Below are 19286 nucleotides of genomic sequence, written 5' to 3'. Positions count from 1 at the left end.
AGGCGAAGAAATAAAGGGAAGTTATTGGATGAAAGGGAAAGGAGTGGAGCCGATGAGCCATTGGACAGACAAATTCCGTCTTGACGCCGGCGAGGCGGTGTTGATGGTCATCGATATTCAGGAGCGTCTCGTTCCGGCCATCGCCCAGGGCCAGCGGGTGATCGACAGGACGGCGATCCTGATCACCGTCGCCGAGCGGCTGGGCATCCCGATCATCGCCATCGAGATGTATCCCAAGGGGTTGGGAAAAACGGTGGCGCCGCTGGCCGACAAACTTCAGGCGGCCGATCGTTTTGAGAAAGTCACCTTTTCCGCCCTCACCGAGGACGTGCGCTCATGCTTAGCCGCGATGGAGGGACGGCGCAAGGTGATCGTGGCGGGCATGGAGACCCATGTCTGTGTCTTTCAATCGGTGCGAGACCTCTTGCGCCAGGACTATCTGCCCTTTGTGGCCGCTGACGCCGTTGGCTCCCGTTCCACCGCCAACAATGCCAACGGGCTGGACCTGATGCGGGAGATGGGCGCTGTGATCACCAATGTGGAGACGATCTTTTTCGATTTGATGCAGCGGGCGGCGACCCCCCTGTTCAGGGAGTTGTCGCCGCTGATCAAGTAGTCGCCTCCGCCCGCGCTGTTTTTCCCGGCATCACCGCTGCTTCCGTCCACTCCACCGAAGCGTCCGCCCCTAATGGCGAATCGGGGCGCTTCATCCCCTGCAGCTCCACCCAGGGGTTGTTTTGGGCGAAACGGAGGGGCGTATAGTATTTTTCATAAAAACGCGCATCCTCTGGCGTCGCCGAGGCGTTCAAGGTCAGATAGGCGTGGGGATTCTTGGCGTCGCTGCCGTTCAGCGGCGCCATGTTTCTCTCCAGGGTCTGCCGGAACGCCGCCGCAAGGGGGGAGAGGGATGACCGATCGGGAGCCTGATCTTGCAGGCGGAAGGGGTGCAGATGGACCATATCCTCGACGATGAGGCGGGCGGGAATCCCCTCGCCGAGCATGCGGCGTCCATAATCGGCGATGCGCCCTTTTAGGGAGGCCAACCGTTTCCGGCTCAACCGGAGCAGCCAGTAGCCAAAGGCGGGGCTGGCTGCATTTGCGTTCAAGGCAGCCTCCAGTTGGGACAGCATCAACTCGACGGGCAGAGAGGCATGGCGTTGCGCCAACGTCAGCAGGCGGCTGTAATCCAAGCCCTTGCGGGGCGTATCGCCATAGGACAGGAGCACATGGCGCAGGCCGGGGCAGAAGTGATGAAACTCGAACAGCCCTTCCAGGCTGTTCATATAACAGGTGTCAAAGAGGACGCCGTGGAGGGCGCCGCTCCCAAAGGGCCGGGCATCCTGCATCGCCTGCCGGATCGCCCGGGCGAGGCCGCCCAGCGGCATCATCCAACGTTTCTCCGGGGTGATCGACGGCAGGATGCCCAGCCAGGACATGCCATGGCCGGACAGGACGATCAATCGCTTGCGAGCGGGAATTCGACTGAAAGACCAGCGCAGAAAGTGGTAGAGCGCTTTCGGATCGGCCATCCGGCAATCCTCCAGCCCTTCCGCCTGAGCAAAGCCGTCGCCGCCGCACAGGAACCGCCGGGCCTTCAGGGCGCTTCCCTCGGCATAACCCTGTTGCAGTGTCACCGCAATGGCGGGGAGCGGCGTCTGCTCGATCACCTGCGGCAGGTTCTGCATCGATTTCTCCAGGTCATTCTGTCCGTTGGCATAAATGGCCACCAGCCACTCCGCCGGTTTTGACATCTCCGCCATTCCTGATCCCCCTTCGGCGTTCCCTTTGGCGTTCCGGTTATATTCCTGCGAGCGGGGAGTCCTTCAGTATCCCCGATACCCCTGTGATTCCGATAAACCGTCATTGCCGGCGCAGGGGCGTAGGTCATCCCCTGAAGCGACCCTTTGATGAGGGAATTTTTGGAATAACCTATTCCAGTGGACAACCAGGCGTGTCAGTTCGCTTCCCCCTTTTTGTGCCCAAACGCGCGTCCGCGCATATAGTAGGAGTGCAACAGCGACGGCGAAAAGAGGGTGGTGCGCCTTGGACTGCCGTATCAAAGAGGGGGGGGTGTCGGTCGACGCCGGTCCCAATGAAATCGTCGATGCAACGCTCGAGCTGCCTTGCCTCCGCCCGATCTCTGCGGAACTGGCCTTCGATTGCTCTGTGGCGCTGCGCAAGGTGGTCCCTGTTCAGATCCAGGCCTGTGTCGTCGATGAGAAAGAGAAATGCGCCAATATCATGGCGACGGTGCTTGATTATAAAGCTGTTGAACACTGTCTGTGCCGGCGGCGGATCCAAGCCTTCGGGATCTGCAAGACTGCCGTCGTCATCGCCTGTCATCCCCTCAACATCGCCTGCCGGACCGATATCCTCCGGTTCAACCGGCATCCCCACGGGGCGTGCAACGTGAAGGTGACGGTTCACTTTGACGCTGTCGTCCTCTTTTCCGCCTTGGTCAACGGAAAGACGCAAGTCGCCTCCCGGCAGTTCAACCATCTCTGCTGCGAATGCGGCTTTGTCGTGCCTGATCCAGAGGAGGGGCGCCTGATCGCACGGGCGAAAGTGATCCCCCGGCTGCCAGGACAACGGCTGTAACCAGAGGCGAATCTGCTCGCAAGCAAAGTAATCCCGCTGAAAGCGAGGCAATCCTTTGTTTGCCAGGACCGACAAGGCGGCGTACTGAAGAAGCGGCCTCATCATAAAACAGGCGGCCTGGTCTTAACGACCGGGCCGCCTGTTTTTTTCCTCCGGAACATCAGCGTCCATCGCCGAGTTGAAGGTTCCCCTCTCCCAGGAGGCCGTCGATCAGGCATTCCATGGACGCGAGCAGCGGCCGGTAGTCGCGGGGCGGCGGCGCCGATAGGAGAATGCGCCAGGCCGTTCGCTGCCAGCGGAGGGCTTCGGCAAAACGGCCCATCGCCGCCAGGGTCTTGACGATGACCGCCAGGCCCCTTGGCTGCAAGAGCCCCGCCTCAGCCAGCACCGTTTCCAGGGGCGCCGGCAGATCATCGAACAGTTGCGCGATGCCTTCCATGGCCGTCTCCAGGGCCGGAGGAATGCGGGCGAGGCGCAAATAGGCGTGCAAGGCCTCCTCCGTTTCCCCCTTTTGGGCGTAGAGGGCGACGAGGGCGCAGGCGGCCTTGTAGCTCCCTTCGCCGGGCTGGACCAGATAATCGCGCCAGTGGGCCTCGCCCATGTCCAGGCAACGGTCAAAGAGCCCCTCCGCCTCGGCTGCCCGGCCGAGCATGCAGCAGGCCACCGCCTGCAGATAGACCAGGTTGGTGTACTTCGGGTAGAGGCTGCCCGCGTGGGCCAGCAGGGAGGCGGCCGTGGAGCACTGGCCCGACTGCATCAACGACAGCCCATAGAGGTAGAAGAGGCGGGCATCGTCAACGGGGGCGCTCGCGATAGCGGCGCTGCCGATTGCGCCACTGCTGATCGCGCCACTGCTGATCGTGCCACCGTCGATCGCGCCACCGCCGACCATGCCACTGTCGACCGCGCCGGCGTCGCCACCGGCCTCGTCGCCGGTCTGACTGCGATCGCATCCCGCTGCGCCCCTTGGCCTGCCGCCGTCGCGGCAATCTCTCTGGAGAAGTTCGGCGCAGCGCTCAAAGTGGCGAACCGCATCGGCATAGTCGCCGGCGAAACAGCAGGTCTGTCCGAGGGCAAAATGGCGCAGAAGGGGAGCGTCCCCCCAGGTCGCCTCGATGGCGGCCATCTTGCGTTGGCGTTTTTCTTCGATGAGCGTTGCCTCAGCGAGACCGTGAAGATGATGGATCTCAGCCGCGCAGAGGCCGACAGTCGCCCCCGCCGCCGTGAGCGAAGGGACGATGGTCTCGCCCACATGACCGCAAAAACGGAATCCCCTGTTGCGAAAGAGCCGGCACTGCCCTTCCATCCGGCAGGTTTCCGCCGAAAGGCTGCTGTCGGGGAAGGTGCAGATTTTTAGGATGTAGGCGTCCTGATCTGGCGTGGCCAGTTGGTTCATGATGGCGCTCCGGCTTGTGTCCGGGAGGAACTCGTCGGCATCCAGTTGGAGGATCCATTCACCGGTCGCCGCTGCCAGCGCCGCGTTTTTCGCGCCGGCGTAGCTGTCCTTCCAGGCGATGGGGTGAACGGCGGCGCCCAGTTGTTCCGCCAGCGTCACCGAATCATCGTCTGACCCGGTGTCTACATAAATGATCTCATCGGCGATCTCGGCGGCGCTGACGAGACAGCGGGCGAGCGCCGCCCCTTCGTTCCGCCCGATCACACAGAGGCTGAGGAAAGGCTTGGCCGTGATCTCCCTGCCACCCCGCAGGGCCTTCGCCTCCGCCGTTCGGCACAGCGCCTCCAGCGTCGGCTCGTCATAGGCGGCCTCTGCCGTAAACCAATCGGGGGAAGAGGGCTGTTGCCGGTATCGCCGCAGGCAGTCGAGCGCCCGGGAATAGCGGCCGCAGTTGAGGTGGCAGAGGCCTTCCAAGAAATCAAGATCGCGAAACTCGGCGTACATGCGCTGAAAGCGGGCGAGATGAGCCAGAGCGTCTTTGTGCCGTTGCATCGCCATCAACAGGGTGGCGATTTTTTTGACCAGCATGGGCGCATAGCCTTGACCGGGATTGGTCGATCGAAGGGCTTCGAGCAAACAGGCGAGGCCCTTTTCCCGTTCACCCTGCCGGATATGCTCGGTGCCCAGGTTATAGAGGAAAAAGGCGTCCCGCTCCCCTTCCGGGCAGGCCTGCAGGATGTCCATGTTCCGGCGGACCTTGGCCGGCTGGTTCAGCGCCTGATCGCTGTAGCCGTGATGGAGAATCCGTATGGTGGAACCGCCGATGGCGTCGAGGCCGCTCCGTGCAGCGATGGCGGGAACGACCTGCTCATGGAGGCGGCCGCAGAAGCGGTACGCGGGCCGGTTTCGGAACAGCCGCAACGCCGGCGCGTTCATCTGGACGCCTTTCGTCAGGAGATTGACGAGGGTGATCATGTAGGCTTCTTTCTCGCCACTTTCCACGAGGTCGGTCAATTCGGCCAGGCAGTCCCGATCCACCTCTTCGTCACAGTCGAGGATCAGGATCCAATCGCCTGTGGCGCGATCCAAACTGGCATTGCGGGCAGCGCTGAAATCTTGCTTCCAGGGGACCTCGAAGAGACGAGCGCCGAAGCGGCGGGCGATGGCCATCGTGTCATCGACAGACCCTGTATCGACGACGATGATCTCATCGACGGCCTCTTCCACGCTGCCCAGGCAGCGGGCGATGTTCTCCGCCTCATTTTTGGCGATCATGCAGAGGCTAAGGGTTTTTGTCCGCATCGACGGGGGCCTCCCTCACGCGGCGAATCTGGAGATGGGTTGACAACAGTTGCACCGCCGTATGGCGCAAATCGGCGCTTTCCCCTTCATCGGTCAGGGCGTCGGCGACCAGCCTCCGGCACTGGGTTAACGCCTGTTCCACCGCCGCGGCCGCCCATTCCCGCTGCTCTGGCGCCAGGCGCAGGGCGGACAGTCCATGGAGAAAGGCGGCATCGCCGTCGCCCCAGGCGTCTTCGAGCCGGCCAAGGCAGGCATGGATGGCTGCCGCCGTGGAGGGGTCGGCGCCCTCGGCGAGGACAAAAGAGAGGCGCTCTCTGGCCACGGCAAGGTGCCCCTGAGCGGCGGCATACTCCCCCAACAGTCGGATGATGGCGAGCGGGGGAACCAGGGCGCGGCGCGAGAGGCCGATCAACCGCCCGATCAGGGCTTTCCCACCGGATGGCGAATCGAAGGGAATCCCCGCCAGTTCTGTTTCCGCTTCCTCATCTTGACCCAGGGCCAGGTGGCAAAAGCCCCGGCACAGCTTCGCCGGCGCCGCTGTATTTTGGCCGAGCCGGTGCAGCGCCGCGCCGTAGTCGCCCAGCCGGCAGAGCAGCCGGGCTGCCGCCGCATCGTCCAGGGCCAGCCGCTGTTGCAGCAGTCCGGCAATCGCCGGAGCTTCGAGACCGCGGTCGCCCAGATGGCGGGCGAAGCGAGCCAGATCGTCGAAGGGCGGGTCGCGCCGCGCCGCCCAGGCCTGCTGGAGAACCGCCAGCGCGTCATCCACCGCGCCGATCCGGGCGGTGAGTTCGGCCAACCGGTAGAGGGCGGGATAGCCGGTGATCCCGTCCCAGGATGGATACCCCGGAGGGATCTGCCGGATGCGGGCGCACCGGGAAAAAGAAGCCGCCGCCTGCGGGAGCAGCCCCAGGGCTTGCAGAAATGTGCCTTTAAGGAAATAGAGATCGGGGTAATCGTCATAACGGGCCAGTCCCTGATCGACCAGTTCCAGGGCCAGCGCGCAGTCCCCCCTCGCATAGGCCGCAAGACAGCCGTCGCGGCATTCCACAGCCGATTGTTCCATGGCCACCACCTGTGTCATGAAATGATTGGGCAGATCAATCTATGTCGGCCAAAGGCTTCCCGACACGGGCGTCTTCAGGAAAGCACAGGCACAAAAAGGGGAAGACACCGCGTCGATGTCTTCCCCAATCCAATCGGAGGAGCGAATGAATTTGTTCGTGCCCCGGTGCTCCTTAGCCCATGCACTCGACGGCGCAGCAGCGGACCGTGTAGTTCACCAGAGACAAGGATGTTTCCGGGATGGGGATCATGACGGTGGTGGGGGCGGTCATGGCGGTGCAGTCGACGAACTTGAAGCAGACCGGCGTGGTGGAACCTTCCCGGAAGACCTCCAGCAAGAACTTGTAAGGGCGAGCGGCAAGTTCCGTACAAGCCATGCTCAAGTTGACGCGGATCGCCCGGTTGGGGTCGCACTGCATCACCAACGGCATCTCAGCGATACTGTTTGGTCCTACATCGATGTTGTCGAGTTTATCTCGCAGACCCACGGTGTGTCCCTCCTCTTCAAATTACGGTGGAAATTAGTCTCAATGCCATGATATGGAACCAAAGAGCGTCTCGTTCACAGCGCCGTGACCCTGTGAGAAAAGTAAAAGAGTAACGGAAAATGGTGGAAGCCAATAGCCTGTAATAATGCATTGCTGATCCGTCTCACCGGCAGGAGCACTGAAGCCGATCACATGGAGGCGCGCCATGATCAAACCGAGTTCGCTGACGGCCACGCTGGAAGTGGGCGAGAGCATCCACGAAGACAAAACCGTCGAGATCCCTCGCATGCCGCCCAAGGCGGATATCCTGCTCAGTTTCGATGTTTCGGGAAGCATGGAACCGATCCTCTACCTGGCCAAGTCCTATGTGCTCCACCTGATGATGTTGCTGGACCGGCGGGGTTTGGGATGTGATCTGCAGTATGGCGTCATCTCCTACAGCGACTACCCGGGCCTCTATGAGAGCGAGGGGTACCGTGAATTCTACGGGCTGCAATTCGATTACCCCTACAGGCTGGATCAACCGCTTACCGGCAACCTCTCCCCTGTCGTCACCGTCATGAACAACCTCTACACCGGCAGCAGCGGCGACAACCCCGAGTGTTACGCCCGCCCCTTTTATGAGAGCTACACCGATCCGGCTATCGGCTGGCGGCGCGGCGCCAAGCGGATCCTGATCAATATCGGCGACAGCGTCCCCCATGATCGCGACGTCAACCGCGGGGTTCCCGGAAAAAGCGGCGTCTGGTTGACCGGCCTTGACCCAGGGCGAGACGGCGTGGTGCGAACGGCCGACGACCTTACCTTTCTCGATGTGATCCAGGGGCTCGTCGACCACCACATCACCCTGGTGGAGTTTCACCGGACGGCCAAATACCTGGACTATTGGCAGTATTGGACCGGCTTGACCGGCGGAAAGGCCTACAACATCAGTTCCATCAGTGTGGTCAACAGCCTGGAGCAGGAGTTGGTCGACCTGCTCGGCGTCCCTGTCGTCGCCAACCTGCGCCTGGAAGCCAGTGAGGGCTTCCAGCGGTGGTTGACCCGGGTGACGCCGGCCGCCTACAGCGGCCCCAGCGGTGTGTCGACAGATTTTCGCATCACCCTCCGGCCGCCCCGCGGGACGAAGCCGGGGATCTACACCTTTGCCATCCGCGCCGTCGATGACCGGGACATCGAGTATGGCGCCCAGGAGGTCACGCTCACGGTCACGCCGTCGACACGGGGGTTTCATCCGGCATCGCTGCGGGACGCGACGGCATAGCAGGGCGGACAAGGCGCTGCGCCCGCAGAGGGTGGAATCGAAAAAACGGAGCAGAGACAGGGAAAGGGAGCGAAAACCGCAGTTTCGCTCCCTTTCCCTGTGTGGGATTGGATTGTCAGGCATCCTATGGCCGCCGGCCCTCCCGCTCAGGGGGAAAGGGCGAGCGATCCCTTCAAAAAATCAGGGTGCTCCCTTAGGCGCTCTGCGCCGCCGTCTCGTTCAGGAGGCGGTAGAGGCTCACGCTCGCGGCGGCGAACTCCGGCGACTTGAGAGAGCCCTCCGCGATGACCTGAATCGCCTCGTCCCTGCGGCCCAACTCGATCAGGGTCAGCGCCAGATCGTGGTAGGCGTTCATGTAGGCGGGCGACGACAGGGCGGTCGCTTTTTTCAGGTGCGCGATCCCCGAGTTCGGATCACCCAGCTTGACCAGCGTCAGCCCCAGGCCCTTGTGGGCGTACAGGTCATCGGGATGGGCGGCCAGGACCTGCTCGTTAGCCGCCCGGGCGTCGCCGTAGTTCCCGAGCATGTAGCAGACGAACCCGTAGTACCGGAGGATGCCGGCATTGCCGGGATCCAATTCCAACGCCCGGGCCATGGTCATCTCGGCGAGCTGCCAGTTGCCTTTTTCCGCAAAGTCTTGGCCCAGGCGGAAAAGCTTTTCCGGATCCGCCATGGCCGACACCTTCTTCAGCGTTCGCGTCATCGCTGCATGGTAGGAGCAGTAGATGTTCTCGGCATAGATGCTCTGGCTCATCGTCAGCCGCGTATTGGGGCAACCGCCGAGACAGCGGTCGCCATAGGCGCATTTGTGGCAAAGGCCGGAGAGCTTGGACTTGGCCATGGTGCGGCTCCATTGGAAGCTGTTTTCGCCGTGCCAGATCTCCCGTAACGGTGTCTGGCGGATGTTGCCCTCGATGTACTGCCTGTCCCGGACAGAGGCGCAGCCGACGATGTCGCCGTTGTGGAGGATGCCGACGTTGCTCTTGCCGGCGCTGCAACCTTGCCACTGGGCGTTGAAGGCGTTAAAGGTTCGATCGCGGACGGCGATCTCCTTCACGTTGTAATAACCGATGCAGTCGGCCAGGAAGAGGCGGATCCGTTTCTCATCGAGCATATTGTAAGCGAAGTCGATGATGTCGTCCATCTGTTCCGGCGCCAGGAGCAGTTCGTCGAAGTCGGCGAAGTTCCCCATGGGCAATCCGATCTGGAGTTGCCACAGGTGAATGCCCTTCTCGATGAGGATGTCGCCGATCTTGCCCAACTCGCCGATGTTTTTGTTGTTCACCGTCGTGATGGCCGCTGTCGTCACGTTGGTCTTCTTCAGCAGATCGAAGGCCGCCATGATCCGGTCGAAGGAGCCGGGCATGCGCATGTAATCGTGCGTTTCCCGCACCCCGTCGAGGCTGATGGCGAAGGTGCCCATGCCGATGTTGGCCACCTTGTCGAGCAGTTCTTCTGTGAGCAGCCAGCCGTTGGTGATGATATGGGGGGTGACGCCCCTTTCCTTCAGGCGTTTGGCGATCAGATGGAAGTCGCTTCGGGTCAGCGGTTCGCCGCCGGAAATGGTGACATACTTGAGGCCCAGTTCACCGATGTCGTCACAGAGCCGCAGCGCCTCTTCGGTCGTCAGTTCATCAGGCAGCGCCGACCGGCAGGCTGAACCGCAGTGTTTGCAGCGCATGTTGCAGCCCATGGTGATCTCCCAAACGGCGGCGTAGGGTTGATGGCGCAATGTTTCTACCTCCGGTTATTCTTCCGTTTTGGGCGCGTCCTTTTCACAGGAGGGGGCCATGTAATCGGCAACGGGCGGAGCGGCGTACTTGAGGACGCCATGCACCATTTCACAGGAGGGTGCGGCGTACTTGTAGACGCCGTCGACCTTTTCGCAGGAGGGTGCGGCGTACTTGTAGACGCCGTCGACCATTTCACAGGTGGGAGCGGCGTACTTGTAGACACCGTCGACTATCTCGCAGGAGGGGGCGGCGTACTTGTAGACGCCGTCGACCATCTCGCAGGAGGGTGCGGCGTACTTGTAGACGCCGTCGACCTTTTCGCAGGAGGGGGCGGCGTACTTGTAGACGCCGTCGACCATCTCACAGGTGGGAGCGGCGTACTTCTCCACTTGGGGGGCAGCGTATTTTTCTACCTGCGGGGCGGCGTATTTCCGCCCGCCGGCAGGCGCCATATAGGGCGGAATCATCAGAGAAGGCCGTTGAATGGGCGCCATGTACATGCAGACAATTTTTGAACCGTCCCCATCGCCGGCCTGTTGGAAGGGCGCCATATAAAGAACGGTGATCGGCGATCTCGCCGGTGCTGACGTGGCGCCGGCAAACTTGCCTTGGCCCATCGTCTCTTCCAATTCATCGGCCTCCGTCTTTTCCGGTTCCGTGATGATCAGCGCCAAGGTTTGCTTTTGGGCCGCATTCAGGGGTTCCCAGGGACGGATCAAGTTGAATTTGAGAAAATCCTGGCAGGGGCTGAGGGCGACAAAGGTAAAGATCTGCCGTTCACTGGAGCCGCATTGCAGGGAATTGGACTTTTCATGACAGATGTCCAGAAGATTGACACACTCGGGCATGTGCGCCAGAGACCAGCAGTACCCCGTTCCACCCATTACGTCAAGGACAACGTGGAAACTCTCGCCGACAGAAGTGGTGATGTTTCCGATAGAGGCGGATTTGTCGCTCACGATGTGCGCCCCTTTCCATTTTTTATTGTAATATGGGACGACTAGATCGTACCAAGCGCTGGAAATAGCGTCAATTATGCAATATACAGAAAGCGGTAAACAGCCGGATTTGAGCGTTAAAAAGATGTCCCCTTTTGTCGGTTCAGTGGAGCATCACCTGGCGCGTTTGGTATGATCAGAATCGGAGGGCGGGAAACAGATCCAGAAAAATTGAGAGAAAAATAACTTAATATACTAGTCTAAATATTATATAATTATAAAAAGAAACGGGGTGATCCACGTTAAAACAATAGTGTATCTTTTTGGATACCTCATATTCGAAGTGGCTGTCATGTTTCATATGGGATTGGCGGTTCTCAAAGAAGAAGACGTTCCGCTGAAAAGCCTGCTTTTTTTCGCTATCCCAACGTCCGTCTTTGTCGAAATCTCCCGCCATACGTTGGATCAGTACGGCTTCGGCCTTCATGTCTTTGTCGTGTTGTTGTCGTCGACCCTTTTTGGCAGAGTCATATTGAAACTGGCCCCATCCAAGGCGTTGCTGGCATCGTTGATCGGCATGATCTTTCTGATCGCGGTGCAGTATCTCACGTATCCCGTCTTTTCCAAACTGATGCAAAATCCCTCCTTTATTCAAGATGACGGGATGAATATGTTGTATGGGTGGACCTCCACCATACTGTTGATTGGGGTTAGTTACAGTGTCCGATATGCAAGAAAACGATTCCGAACTGAATAAACGGAAAAAGGAACTGGAGGGGCTGCTGCGCAGCATCCTCCTCTATGTCGCCTTCATGCTCTTTCTGATCGTCTTTATTTTTGCCTTTGATGCGGGCGTCGGCCCGATCAACGGCGCTCGCCCCCTTCCGGAGATAACCAAGTATATCCCCCTCGTGATCGTGATCGCGCTGGCCGGTTTGTTGTATCTGATCGTGAAGACGCAACGGCTGCAGCGGATCCTCATCGAGACGATGGAACAAAACCAGCAGTTGGACTCGGCCAAACGAACGGTCACGATCTACCGCAACAACCAGCATGAGTTTCTCAATCAACTGTCGGTGATCTACGGGTTTGTCCAACTGAACAAACCGGAAATGGCCTTGGAGTATATCCGCAGCTACAACATCCGCTTTCGCCAGAGCATGAACGTCACCAAGATCAACCGCCCCGAGATCAGCGCCATCGTGGTCAACAAGATGACGGGCGATATCGGTGACACCGTCGCCTTTCGCTTGGACATCCAGGACGATCTGACCCACCTCCCCCTATCCCCGGCAGACGCCGTCTGTGTCTTCGGAAACCTCCTGCAAAACGCCCTGGAAGAGGTCGTCGGTTATGAGGAGGAAAAGCGGATCATCGAAATCGAGTGCGCCATCGAGGCGGGCTGGCACCGGATCCGCATCAGCAACTACGGCTTCATCGATGAAGAAGTCATCGACAAGATCTTTGACTATGGCTTCTCGACGCGGAAGAAGGAGATCTCCGGCGTCGGATTGGCGCTCGTCAAAAAGATCGTCAACCGGCACAACGGACGGATATCGGTGCGTCAACAGGATCAGATGGTGCATTTCCTGGTCGAGATTCCGCAGAAGGGAATGCCTGATTAAGCGTCACGACCCTTCGGTGATTTTGTCTGATAGACATTTGGCATAAAAGGCGAGTATGGAACTTAAATAGGCAGGGCCATCATAAATGCAGGGAGCAAGAGCGAATGAACAGGGGAGCAAGAGCGAATGGACAATGATGAACTTGAAAAAAAGCTTGAAGAGATAAATGGACAGATTTTTATGGTAGGAAAAGTACTGGCTATTATAAGCGAGAAAATTGGATATAGAGACAGTTTTGTTTACGCACTATCTGTTGGGATAACCTTTCAAGAACTAGACGAAATGATGGATATGATCATCGTGGCAAAAAGAACCAACATGAATTTTCAGCAGTTGATAGAGGATTTCAATACAAAATTCTCTGGCCATAAGAATGGTATTATCCAACTTGTTCGATGCTGTAAAGCGGAAGGCAAGTTCGTGGACTTTTGTGAGCGGTTCTTGGATTCGCCGGAAGTTAAAGCGATCACCAGCGCTTTTCCCCAAAAAGCCGAAGGGGCAAGGTCATAACGGCGGCGCTGGCTTTGAGTCTGGCGATCAGCAGGGCCATCGTCGAGAGTGCCATGATGGCACGATTCGTGTCGGGAGCCGTGAGGTGAGGAGGAAGGGAGCCTCTTTTATGTCTGGCTGCCGAAGCAAGTTTGAACGGATGAAAAAGTACGAGAAAACGGGCATTTATCGAAGGGGTTGCCTTCGGTAAATGCCCGTTATTTGCTGGGATTCGTTCCGAGCGGCGACAGCGTAATCCTCAACCGGAATCGGCGCCCACCAAGAGCGGTCATCCATGTCTTTGAACAACGAAAAATTGTGCTCCCCTTGGAAGAAGCAGAGAGTAAAACACCCGCCTTTTCAAACGAAAGAAAAGGCGGGTGTTTTCATAGCAACGTGAAGCAAACAACAATTATCTGTGAAACCTGGAGGAATTACATGTAATTTGTCAAAATATCACTCTACATGAAGCAAGCGGTTTACCAGATATGCGGTATACCCATCGGCAGGAGGAAACTCAATGCAGCTCAATATTGAACAACGAAAGATCATCACGGCCAAACCGTCCGGTCATACCCTCGTCAAAGGCGTCGCCGGTTCGGGCAAGACGACGGTGGCCATCTGCCGCATCCCCTTTCTCCTGAATCACTACTGTGTCTATGAAGACGACGCCATCCTGATGCTCACCTTCAACAAGACCCTGTCCAAGTACATCAAATACCAGTACGAAAAGATCGATGACCAAGAGAAGATGGACTTTGCCAGCCTGATGGCGTCCGGAAAAGACAGAGTGGCGATCGAGACGGTCGACCGGCTGATCTTTCAATATTTCCTCAAATACAAGACGAAGCACCGGATGCACCTGAACACTACCACGGACAACCAGCTCAAATATCAGCTCATCCAGAACGGCATCTTCGAACTGAAGGCGGCCTTTCCGGACGTAGCCATCCTGGAACAGAAATTCTCCGCCTTTTTGCTCGATGAAATCAACTGGATCAAGGCCTGCAACTACATGGAACTGGAAGAGTACCAAAACGCCGACCGGCTCGGCCGGATGAACAAAAACAGCGCCGACAGCGGCCCGCAGAAACTGCAAAAAAACTCGCCCACCCGGCAAGCCATATTTGAACTGATGCTCCTGCTGAACAAGAAACTGGCTGACAAGGGCTTGATCGATCTGAAGGACGCCTCCATCCTGGCCTTACAGGAGGCCAAGACCGGCGTGGACAAGACCTACACCCACATCATCATCGACGAGAGCCAGGACCTAACGCGGGTTCAACTGGAGTTCATCTCCCTCTTATACCGGCAAAAGGACTACTCCAACCTCATGTTCGTCTATGACACGGCCCAGAGCATCTACGGTCACTCGTGGCTCGTCAAAGGGCGGTCCTTCGCCAGCATCGGCTATGACATGACCGGCAAAAGCGCCTCCTTGAGCAAAAACTACCGGACGACGACCCAGATCTCCCAGGCCGCCTACAGCCTGATCCAGTGCGACCCCGTGATCATGGAAGACGAGAACTTTGTCGCGCCCTCCTTGATCGACCGGCAAGGCCGCTACCCCGTCTACCGCGCCTTTCCGACGGCGAAGCAGGAAGCCGCCTATGTTGTCGAGGAGATCCAAAACCACCTCTTGCAGCAGTACGAACGGAAAGAGATCGCCGTCATCGCCAAGAACCGGAACCAGTTGGCGGCGATGAAGGACTATTTTGACCAGCAAGGGCTGACGGCCACCCTCTTTGACAACAAGGAACTCGACTTTGAAGAAAACTCCGTCAAACTGCTCACGATCCACTCGATCAAGGGGCTGGAGTTTAAGGCTGTCTTTATCGTCGGTCTGAATGAGGGCATCATTCCCCGGCTCAGCTACCAGGAGCCGGAAGAGCAGCAAGTCGAGATCACGAGAGACCGGAAGCTGTTGTACGTCGGCATGACGCGGGCCAACGAACTGCTCTACCTCACATCGAGCGGGAGCCCCTCGCCTTTCATCCGGGACATCGACCCTAAACTGCGCACCCTCTGCGCCCGCAAACAGGCGCGTAGTTTCTATCCCGTGCCCCTGGAAGACTACCAGTTCCAGGACAAGCTCAGCAACCTCTACGCCAACGAAGAAAAGGTGCGCCAGTGGTTTCTCCAGGAACTGATCCAGTCCTACAAATACCCCGCCAAGCTCGTAGAAGTGGAATACCCGGTAAACGCCTTTTCCCGCGTCGGCGCCGTCGACATCGCCGTCTGTGTCTATGGAAAGAAAGCCGCCGCGACGCCCTTGATCTTTGTGGAGGTCAAGGCCTATGGCGTCGACCTGCAAAACGGCCTTGCCCAGCTTAAAAGCTACATGAGCAACGAGAAACACTGCAGCTACGGCGTCGTCACCAACGGCAGAGAGATCATCGTCATCGACAGCGACTTTGCGGTCATTGACGACATCCCCGCCTTCGACACCCACATGCTGCCGAACACCCTGGAGAGCTTCCGCTACGTCGATCTGAAACACGGCGCGGAGCGCCGCATCGAGCGGGACATCACCAACAAAAGCGAAGTGGAGATCACCGACAAACAGGAGCGCAAATTCTACCCGGCCAGCGAGACAAAGCCCCTCATCCTGTACGGTAACATCGCCGCCGGTCAGCCGGTGCACATGAACGATGTCATCGAAGACCAGTTTCACCTGCCAGCCGAGTGGTTCAGCGCCACGGAGGAATTCTTCATGCTGAAGGTGAGAGGCGACAGCATGATCGACGCCAACATTGATGATGGCGACTATGTGGTGATCCGCAAACAGGACAGCGCCAACAACCGCGACATCGTCGCCGTATCCCTCGACGACGATGCTACGCTGAAACGGTTTGTCAAGATGGGGCACACGGTGCTGCTGATGCCGGAAAATGAGAAGTATGAGCCCATCCCGATCAACAGCGACCAAGCCCGGATTCTGGGGGTGGCTTGTGCGGTGGTGAAGAGGGAGGAGGGTGGTGTTACATCTTCGTGAACCCGATTTCGTATTGGTTTCTGCCGGATAATTGAAATAGGGGTAATCACTTAATTATGCAACTTGTAAGATAATAAAACGTATAATAAATATAAACAGAAAATGAAGGGAGAAGGATGTTCGTGAGGGCCAGTAAATATATGGATGTTTCTAGAAAAATTGAAAGATATAGAAAAAGAATAAACCCACTATACATAATTTATCCAAATACTACTATCACAAAAAGTATTTTTGAACAAGTTGCAATTAACACTGAAGATCAAAGATTTATAACTGGGATTATAAATTCTGAAATGACAGAGGAATTTAAAATAGGTGGACATGAAGATTACGACTTATTATTATCACTGGTAACAAAACAAGAAGATTTTGAAACAGTCAATGAAAAAAATGTTCCTTTGTGCGTTGTATACATAGATTTGCGTAATTTTAGTAAAAGAGCATTGTTTGCAGAAGATCCCGGTTATGAAACTATAGAGGAGATAGCTGCACTTAAGCAAAGAGCTATTTCAACATGGATTAAAGTTAGTCGGTATTATCAAGCTCATATACATTCTATTACTGGGGACGGGTTGATGATTCTTCTAGGTGGAAAAAAAGAACAAGATTTAGATACCTGGACTAACGGGGCTAGGGCCTTACTATTAACGCTTAGAATTTTAGAAAGTGAAAAAATGCTGAACGATGAGCTTATACAATATTTAAAAGATAAAGGATTAGAACAGTATGCAATTAATTCTGATAATATGCTAGATATAAAAGTTTCTGTTGATTTTTCTCCGAATACCCTAATGAATCCACAGGGAGTTTGTGTTTGTATTAATGGAGAGCAAAAACCCATAGGAGAGGTAAAGGCAACTTCTTTTCACATAGATATTTGTGCTAAAATGTTAGCCTATTATAAACAGGTTAAAGAAAGACTTGAAGGCAATAGGAAATTAGGTCGTGTATTGTTATTTGGCGAAGAATATAAAATGCTAATGGATTTTAACGAGGAGAAGGTGCCTATTAATAATGCAGGTACTTACTCTAAAACAATGTTTAGTACAAATAAATCATACATTTCATATTATATCGATGCGAATAATTTTAAAGACAATATATTGACACTGGATGATGTTGCGGGAATTTGTAATGTTTTTGACGATTCTTCTTTAAGCGGGGATGTAAGTATAAATATTGCGAGGAGAGCACAGATTCAACATGGGGAGTGAGGAAATATCTACAAATTTGTTTAAAACAGAGTTAATAGAACTAGGATTCTTAAAAATTCGGAAGAATGTGTATCAAGGAAGAGTTCCCATAAAAGGTGATATAAATGGGTATTATATAGATGTATTAATAGACTGCACCGACTATCCACTTGTTTCTCCAAATATTCAGCTAATAAGCATTAATGGAGATGCAAAAGTGTATAAGAGTGTACCAAAAAATTGGAGACATTTAGACGAACATACAGATAAGTTCCCTAGAGATTCAATTTTTACAATTTGTGCTCTTCATAATTGGTATGCTAATTCAAGTTTTAACGCAAGGTATGTGTATAATCGTATACTTGAATGGTTAAAGTCCAACACTACTTCACAATGGAAAGAAGAAGAAGACTTACCGTCTTCAAGAATACTTCCGAAAAACATCAGTGACATAACCCTGTACTTAGGTTATGACCTAGTTTTGCATGTGTCAAGACAAAAACCTAGGTCTTATAGTTTTAATGAGATAGTACATACTCGATATCTATTAAAAGGAGGAGGTGAGGCCAGTTTAAAAAACTACGGGAACAAGTATCCCATAGATTCGATAGCATTTCTGTATGATGGTTCGAGAAATATAGCCCAAAATGCTAAAATCTATAAATTCGTTATGCCAGGAGAATATATAAGCAAAATAGCAATGATGTTGCTAGATGACGAAATCCAAAGATCAGAAACATTGGTTATATTTTTGGGAAAAAAGACTTTTTACAAAAGTGTGTTTCAATTATTCAACGAGTTAAAGAAACACAATATCCACAAAAAAATAAGCTCTAAACATAAGAATATTCCATTGGTTATAGTTTGCGAGGGGGAAAACGGGAAGTTCGAAACAATAGCTTTTTTAGTAGAAACAGAGACTTTATTTGAAAAAACTGACGATATTAAGTTTCGGATGTTTAAAACCGAAATATTTAAGCCAATAAGTCCACCAATTCCCCTTAATGTAGGCATATTAGGTGCAGGGTCTCTCGGGAGTCAAATAGCGAAGATATTGGTTAGCAAGGGAATCAAGAAGTTACTCATTTCGGACTACGATCGCTTATCTGTTAGTAACCTTGGGAATCATGAACTAAGTGGTTATAGTTTAGGTTCTAATAAAGCTGTCGATCTAGTTAGGTACTTAAGAACAATTTGTTGTCATTATACTCCAGATGTTGAATATAGGAATGATGATCTATTAACAGTGGAAGAGGCTGATATAGTCATAGTAGTAGTAGGTTCCCCTAGTTCCTTTGATCAACTAGCATTTAATATTTTAAGGTCAATTAATAAACCAATTATCTGGGCTTGGGTTTCGGAATACAATATATTACAAGAAATCGTGATTACTTCAGATAGTACAGGTTGCTTGAATTGCTATTATCTGTTAACTAGAAGTGAACCCGAACTATCTAAAATTCACGATCTTGCCAGAAAAGAAATAGATAAATATCCTAAGTATATTGTAGACGCGTGCGGGGATCCACATATTCCTTCCCAATGGGAAAAAACAGTGTTTTTAGCTAGTCAAATTGTTTCTATATTGAATTTTTATTGTAAACATAAGCGGTTCCCATTTGAGTACATTAACTATTTTGCTGGTAGGTATGAAATTTATCCAACCATTAAAAATGGTCATGTGAGTGTTCATAAAAATTGTTTTTGTAATAGGAGCAAATAAATGATATCTGATGTATTAATTGATAGGGCCATAATAGAAAAAGTTTCAATATTTACAAAGTTAAGTTTAACGGTAGAGACAGGGGGATTTCTTTATGGAAGAGTAAATCCGTCCTGGGTATATATAACCGATTATTCAAAACCAGGACCCAACGCTGTTCAAACTTCTGAAGGAGTAACTTTTGACAGACAGTATATAATTGCTTATACAGATATGAAGAGGAAATCAAAAGAATATGTAATTGGGACTTGGCATACTCATCCTCCTGACACCAGTTGTTACCCTTCTAATAGAGATATAAAAACAATGAAAAGTTTTTTGAGTTTAAGTAAAGGGTTGCCTCAAGTTTTCCTGATTACAATGTTAAAAAAAGACGAAATATGTATTAGTTTTTATTGCTTAGATTATATGGGTCTTCCAAAAGTAATACCCAATATTAAGTTTGTGTAGATAGATCAAACTTATTTATTGAAAGAATTT

At 54.1% G+C, this 19286-nt stretch carries 16 protein-coding genes; 10 read left to right on the top strand and 6 right to left on the bottom strand.

Annotated elements, in window-relative coordinates:
- The first annotated feature begins 52 nt into the window (after nucleotides 1-52).
- Nucleotides 53-616 (top strand): isochorismatase family protein, encoded by a 564-nt coding sequence (locus GTO89_RS06865; protein ID WP_161261344.1) that lies wholly within the window; start codon nucleotides 53-55, stop codon nucleotides 614-616.
- Here the strand turns inward: GTO89_RS06865 and GTO89_RS06860 are convergent.
- Nucleotides 609-1760 (bottom strand): clostripain-related cysteine peptidase, encoded by a 1152-nt coding sequence (locus GTO89_RS06860; protein ID WP_161261343.1) that lies wholly within the window; start codon nucleotides 1758-1760, stop codon nucleotides 609-611. The two genes, GTO89_RS06865 and GTO89_RS06860, sit on opposite strands and share 8 nt — an antisense overlap.
- Before the next feature lie 283 nt (nucleotides 1761-2043).
- On the opposite strand from GTO89_RS06860, the gene GTO89_RS06855 reads away from it, so the two are divergent.
- A complete protein-coding gene (locus tag GTO89_RS06855) occupies nucleotides 2044-2598 on the top strand; it encodes a hypothetical protein (protein WP_161261342.1) in 555 nt (184 codons plus the stop codon).
- Between the two features lie 160 nt (nucleotides 2599-2758).
- Here the strand turns inward: GTO89_RS06855 and GTO89_RS06850 are convergent, their stop codons facing one another.
- The 3 genes from GTO89_RS06850 to GTO89_RS06840 all read right to left on the bottom strand — a co-directional run bounded on the left by GTO89_RS06850 (nucleotide 2759) and on the right by GTO89_RS06840 (nucleotide 6846).
- A complete protein-coding gene (locus GTO89_RS06850) occupies nucleotides 2759-5296 on the bottom strand; it encodes a glycosyltransferase family 2 protein (protein ID WP_161261341.1) in 2538 nt (845 codons plus the stop codon).
- Nucleotides 5277-6359 (bottom strand): tetratricopeptide repeat protein, encoded by a 1083-nt coding sequence (locus tag GTO89_RS06845; RefSeq protein ID WP_161261340.1) that lies wholly within the window; start codon nucleotides 6357-6359, stop codon nucleotides 5277-5279. Before GTO89_RS06845 ends, GTO89_RS06850 begins: the two co-directional genes overlap by 20 nt.
- A gap of 172 nt (nucleotides 6360-6531) precedes the next feature.
- Nucleotides 6532-6846 carry a hypothetical protein gene (locus tag GTO89_RS06840; RefSeq protein WP_161261339.1) on the bottom strand — a complete coding sequence of 105 codons (315 nt, stop codon included), beginning with the start codon at nucleotides 6844-6846 and terminating at the stop codon, nucleotides 6532-6534.
- Between the two features lie 205 nt (nucleotides 6847-7051).
- Between GTO89_RS06840 and GTO89_RS06835 the strand changes: the two genes are divergently transcribed.
- Nucleotides 7052-8110, top strand: a complete 1059-nt coding sequence (locus GTO89_RS06835; protein WP_161261338.1) for a vWA domain-containing protein — start codon at nucleotides 7052-7054, stop codon at nucleotides 8108-8110.
- Nucleotides 8111-8303: 193 nt separating this feature from the next.
- Here GTO89_RS06835 and GTO89_RS06830 read toward each other — a convergent pair whose 3' ends face one another.
- Entirely contained in the window at nucleotides 8304-9842 is a 1539-nt protein-coding gene (locus GTO89_RS06830; RefSeq protein ID WP_161261337.1) for a radical SAM/SPASM domain-containing protein, read from the bottom strand.
- A gap of 15 nt (nucleotides 9843-9857) precedes the next feature.
- Nucleotides 9858-10802, bottom strand: coding sequence for a protease inhibitor I42 family protein (locus tag GTO89_RS06825; RefSeq protein ID WP_161261336.1), 945 nt, complete (start codon nucleotides 10800-10802; stop codon nucleotides 9858-9860).
- A 322-nt stretch (nucleotides 10803-11124) separates the two neighbouring features.
- On the opposite strand from GTO89_RS06825, the gene GTO89_RS06820 reads away from it, so the two are divergent.
- From GTO89_RS06820 to GTO89_RS06790, 7 genes are all read left to right on the top strand, one after another.
- Nucleotides 11125-11538 (top strand): hypothetical protein, encoded by a 414-nt coding sequence (locus GTO89_RS06820; RefSeq protein ID WP_207708919.1) that lies wholly within the window; start codon nucleotides 11125-11127, stop codon nucleotides 11536-11538.
- Entirely contained in the window at nucleotides 11510-12406 is an 897-nt protein-coding gene (locus tag GTO89_RS06815) for a sensor histidine kinase (protein ID WP_235920310.1), read from the top strand. The genes GTO89_RS06820 and GTO89_RS06815 overlap by 29 nt, the downstream gene beginning before the upstream one ends.
- Nucleotides 12407-12532: 126 nt before the next feature.
- Nucleotides 12533-12916: a hypothetical protein gene (locus GTO89_RS06810; protein ID WP_161261333.1), complete on the top strand. Its 384-nt coding sequence runs from the start codon at nucleotides 12533-12535 to the stop codon at nucleotides 12914-12916.
- A 499-nt stretch (nucleotides 12917-13415) separates the two neighbouring features.
- On the top strand, nucleotides 13416-15890 hold the full coding sequence (gene lexA, locus GTO89_RS06805; protein ID WP_161261332.1) for a transcriptional repressor LexA: 2475 nt from the start codon (nucleotides 13416-13418) through the stop codon (nucleotides 15888-15890).
- A gap of 122 nt (nucleotides 15891-16012) precedes the next feature.
- On the top strand, nucleotides 16013-17104 hold the full coding sequence (locus GTO89_RS06800; RefSeq protein WP_161261331.1) for a hypothetical protein: 1092 nt from the start codon (nucleotides 16013-16015) through the stop codon (nucleotides 17102-17104).
- On the top strand, nucleotides 17094-18806 hold the full coding sequence (locus GTO89_RS06795) for a ThiF family adenylyltransferase (RefSeq protein WP_161261330.1): 1713 nt from the start codon (nucleotides 17094-17096) through the stop codon (nucleotides 18804-18806). Before GTO89_RS06800 ends, GTO89_RS06795 begins: the two co-directional genes overlap by 11 nt.
- Nucleotides 18807-19256 (top strand): Mov34/MPN/PAD-1 family protein, encoded by a 450-nt coding sequence (locus GTO89_RS06790; RefSeq protein ID WP_161261329.1) that lies wholly within the window; start codon nucleotides 18807-18809, stop codon nucleotides 19254-19256.
- The last annotated feature ends 30 nt before the right edge of the window (nucleotides 19257-19286 follow it).

It is taken from the genome of Heliomicrobium gestii (genome assembly GCF_009877435.1).
In the GTDB taxonomy this organism is placed as follows: Bacteria; Bacillota; Desulfitobacteriia; order Heliobacteriales; family Heliobacteriaceae; genus Heliomicrobium; species Heliomicrobium gestii.
Note: the sequence above shows the minus strand (reverse complement) of the source record. Positions and strands in the feature narration are given on the sequence as shown.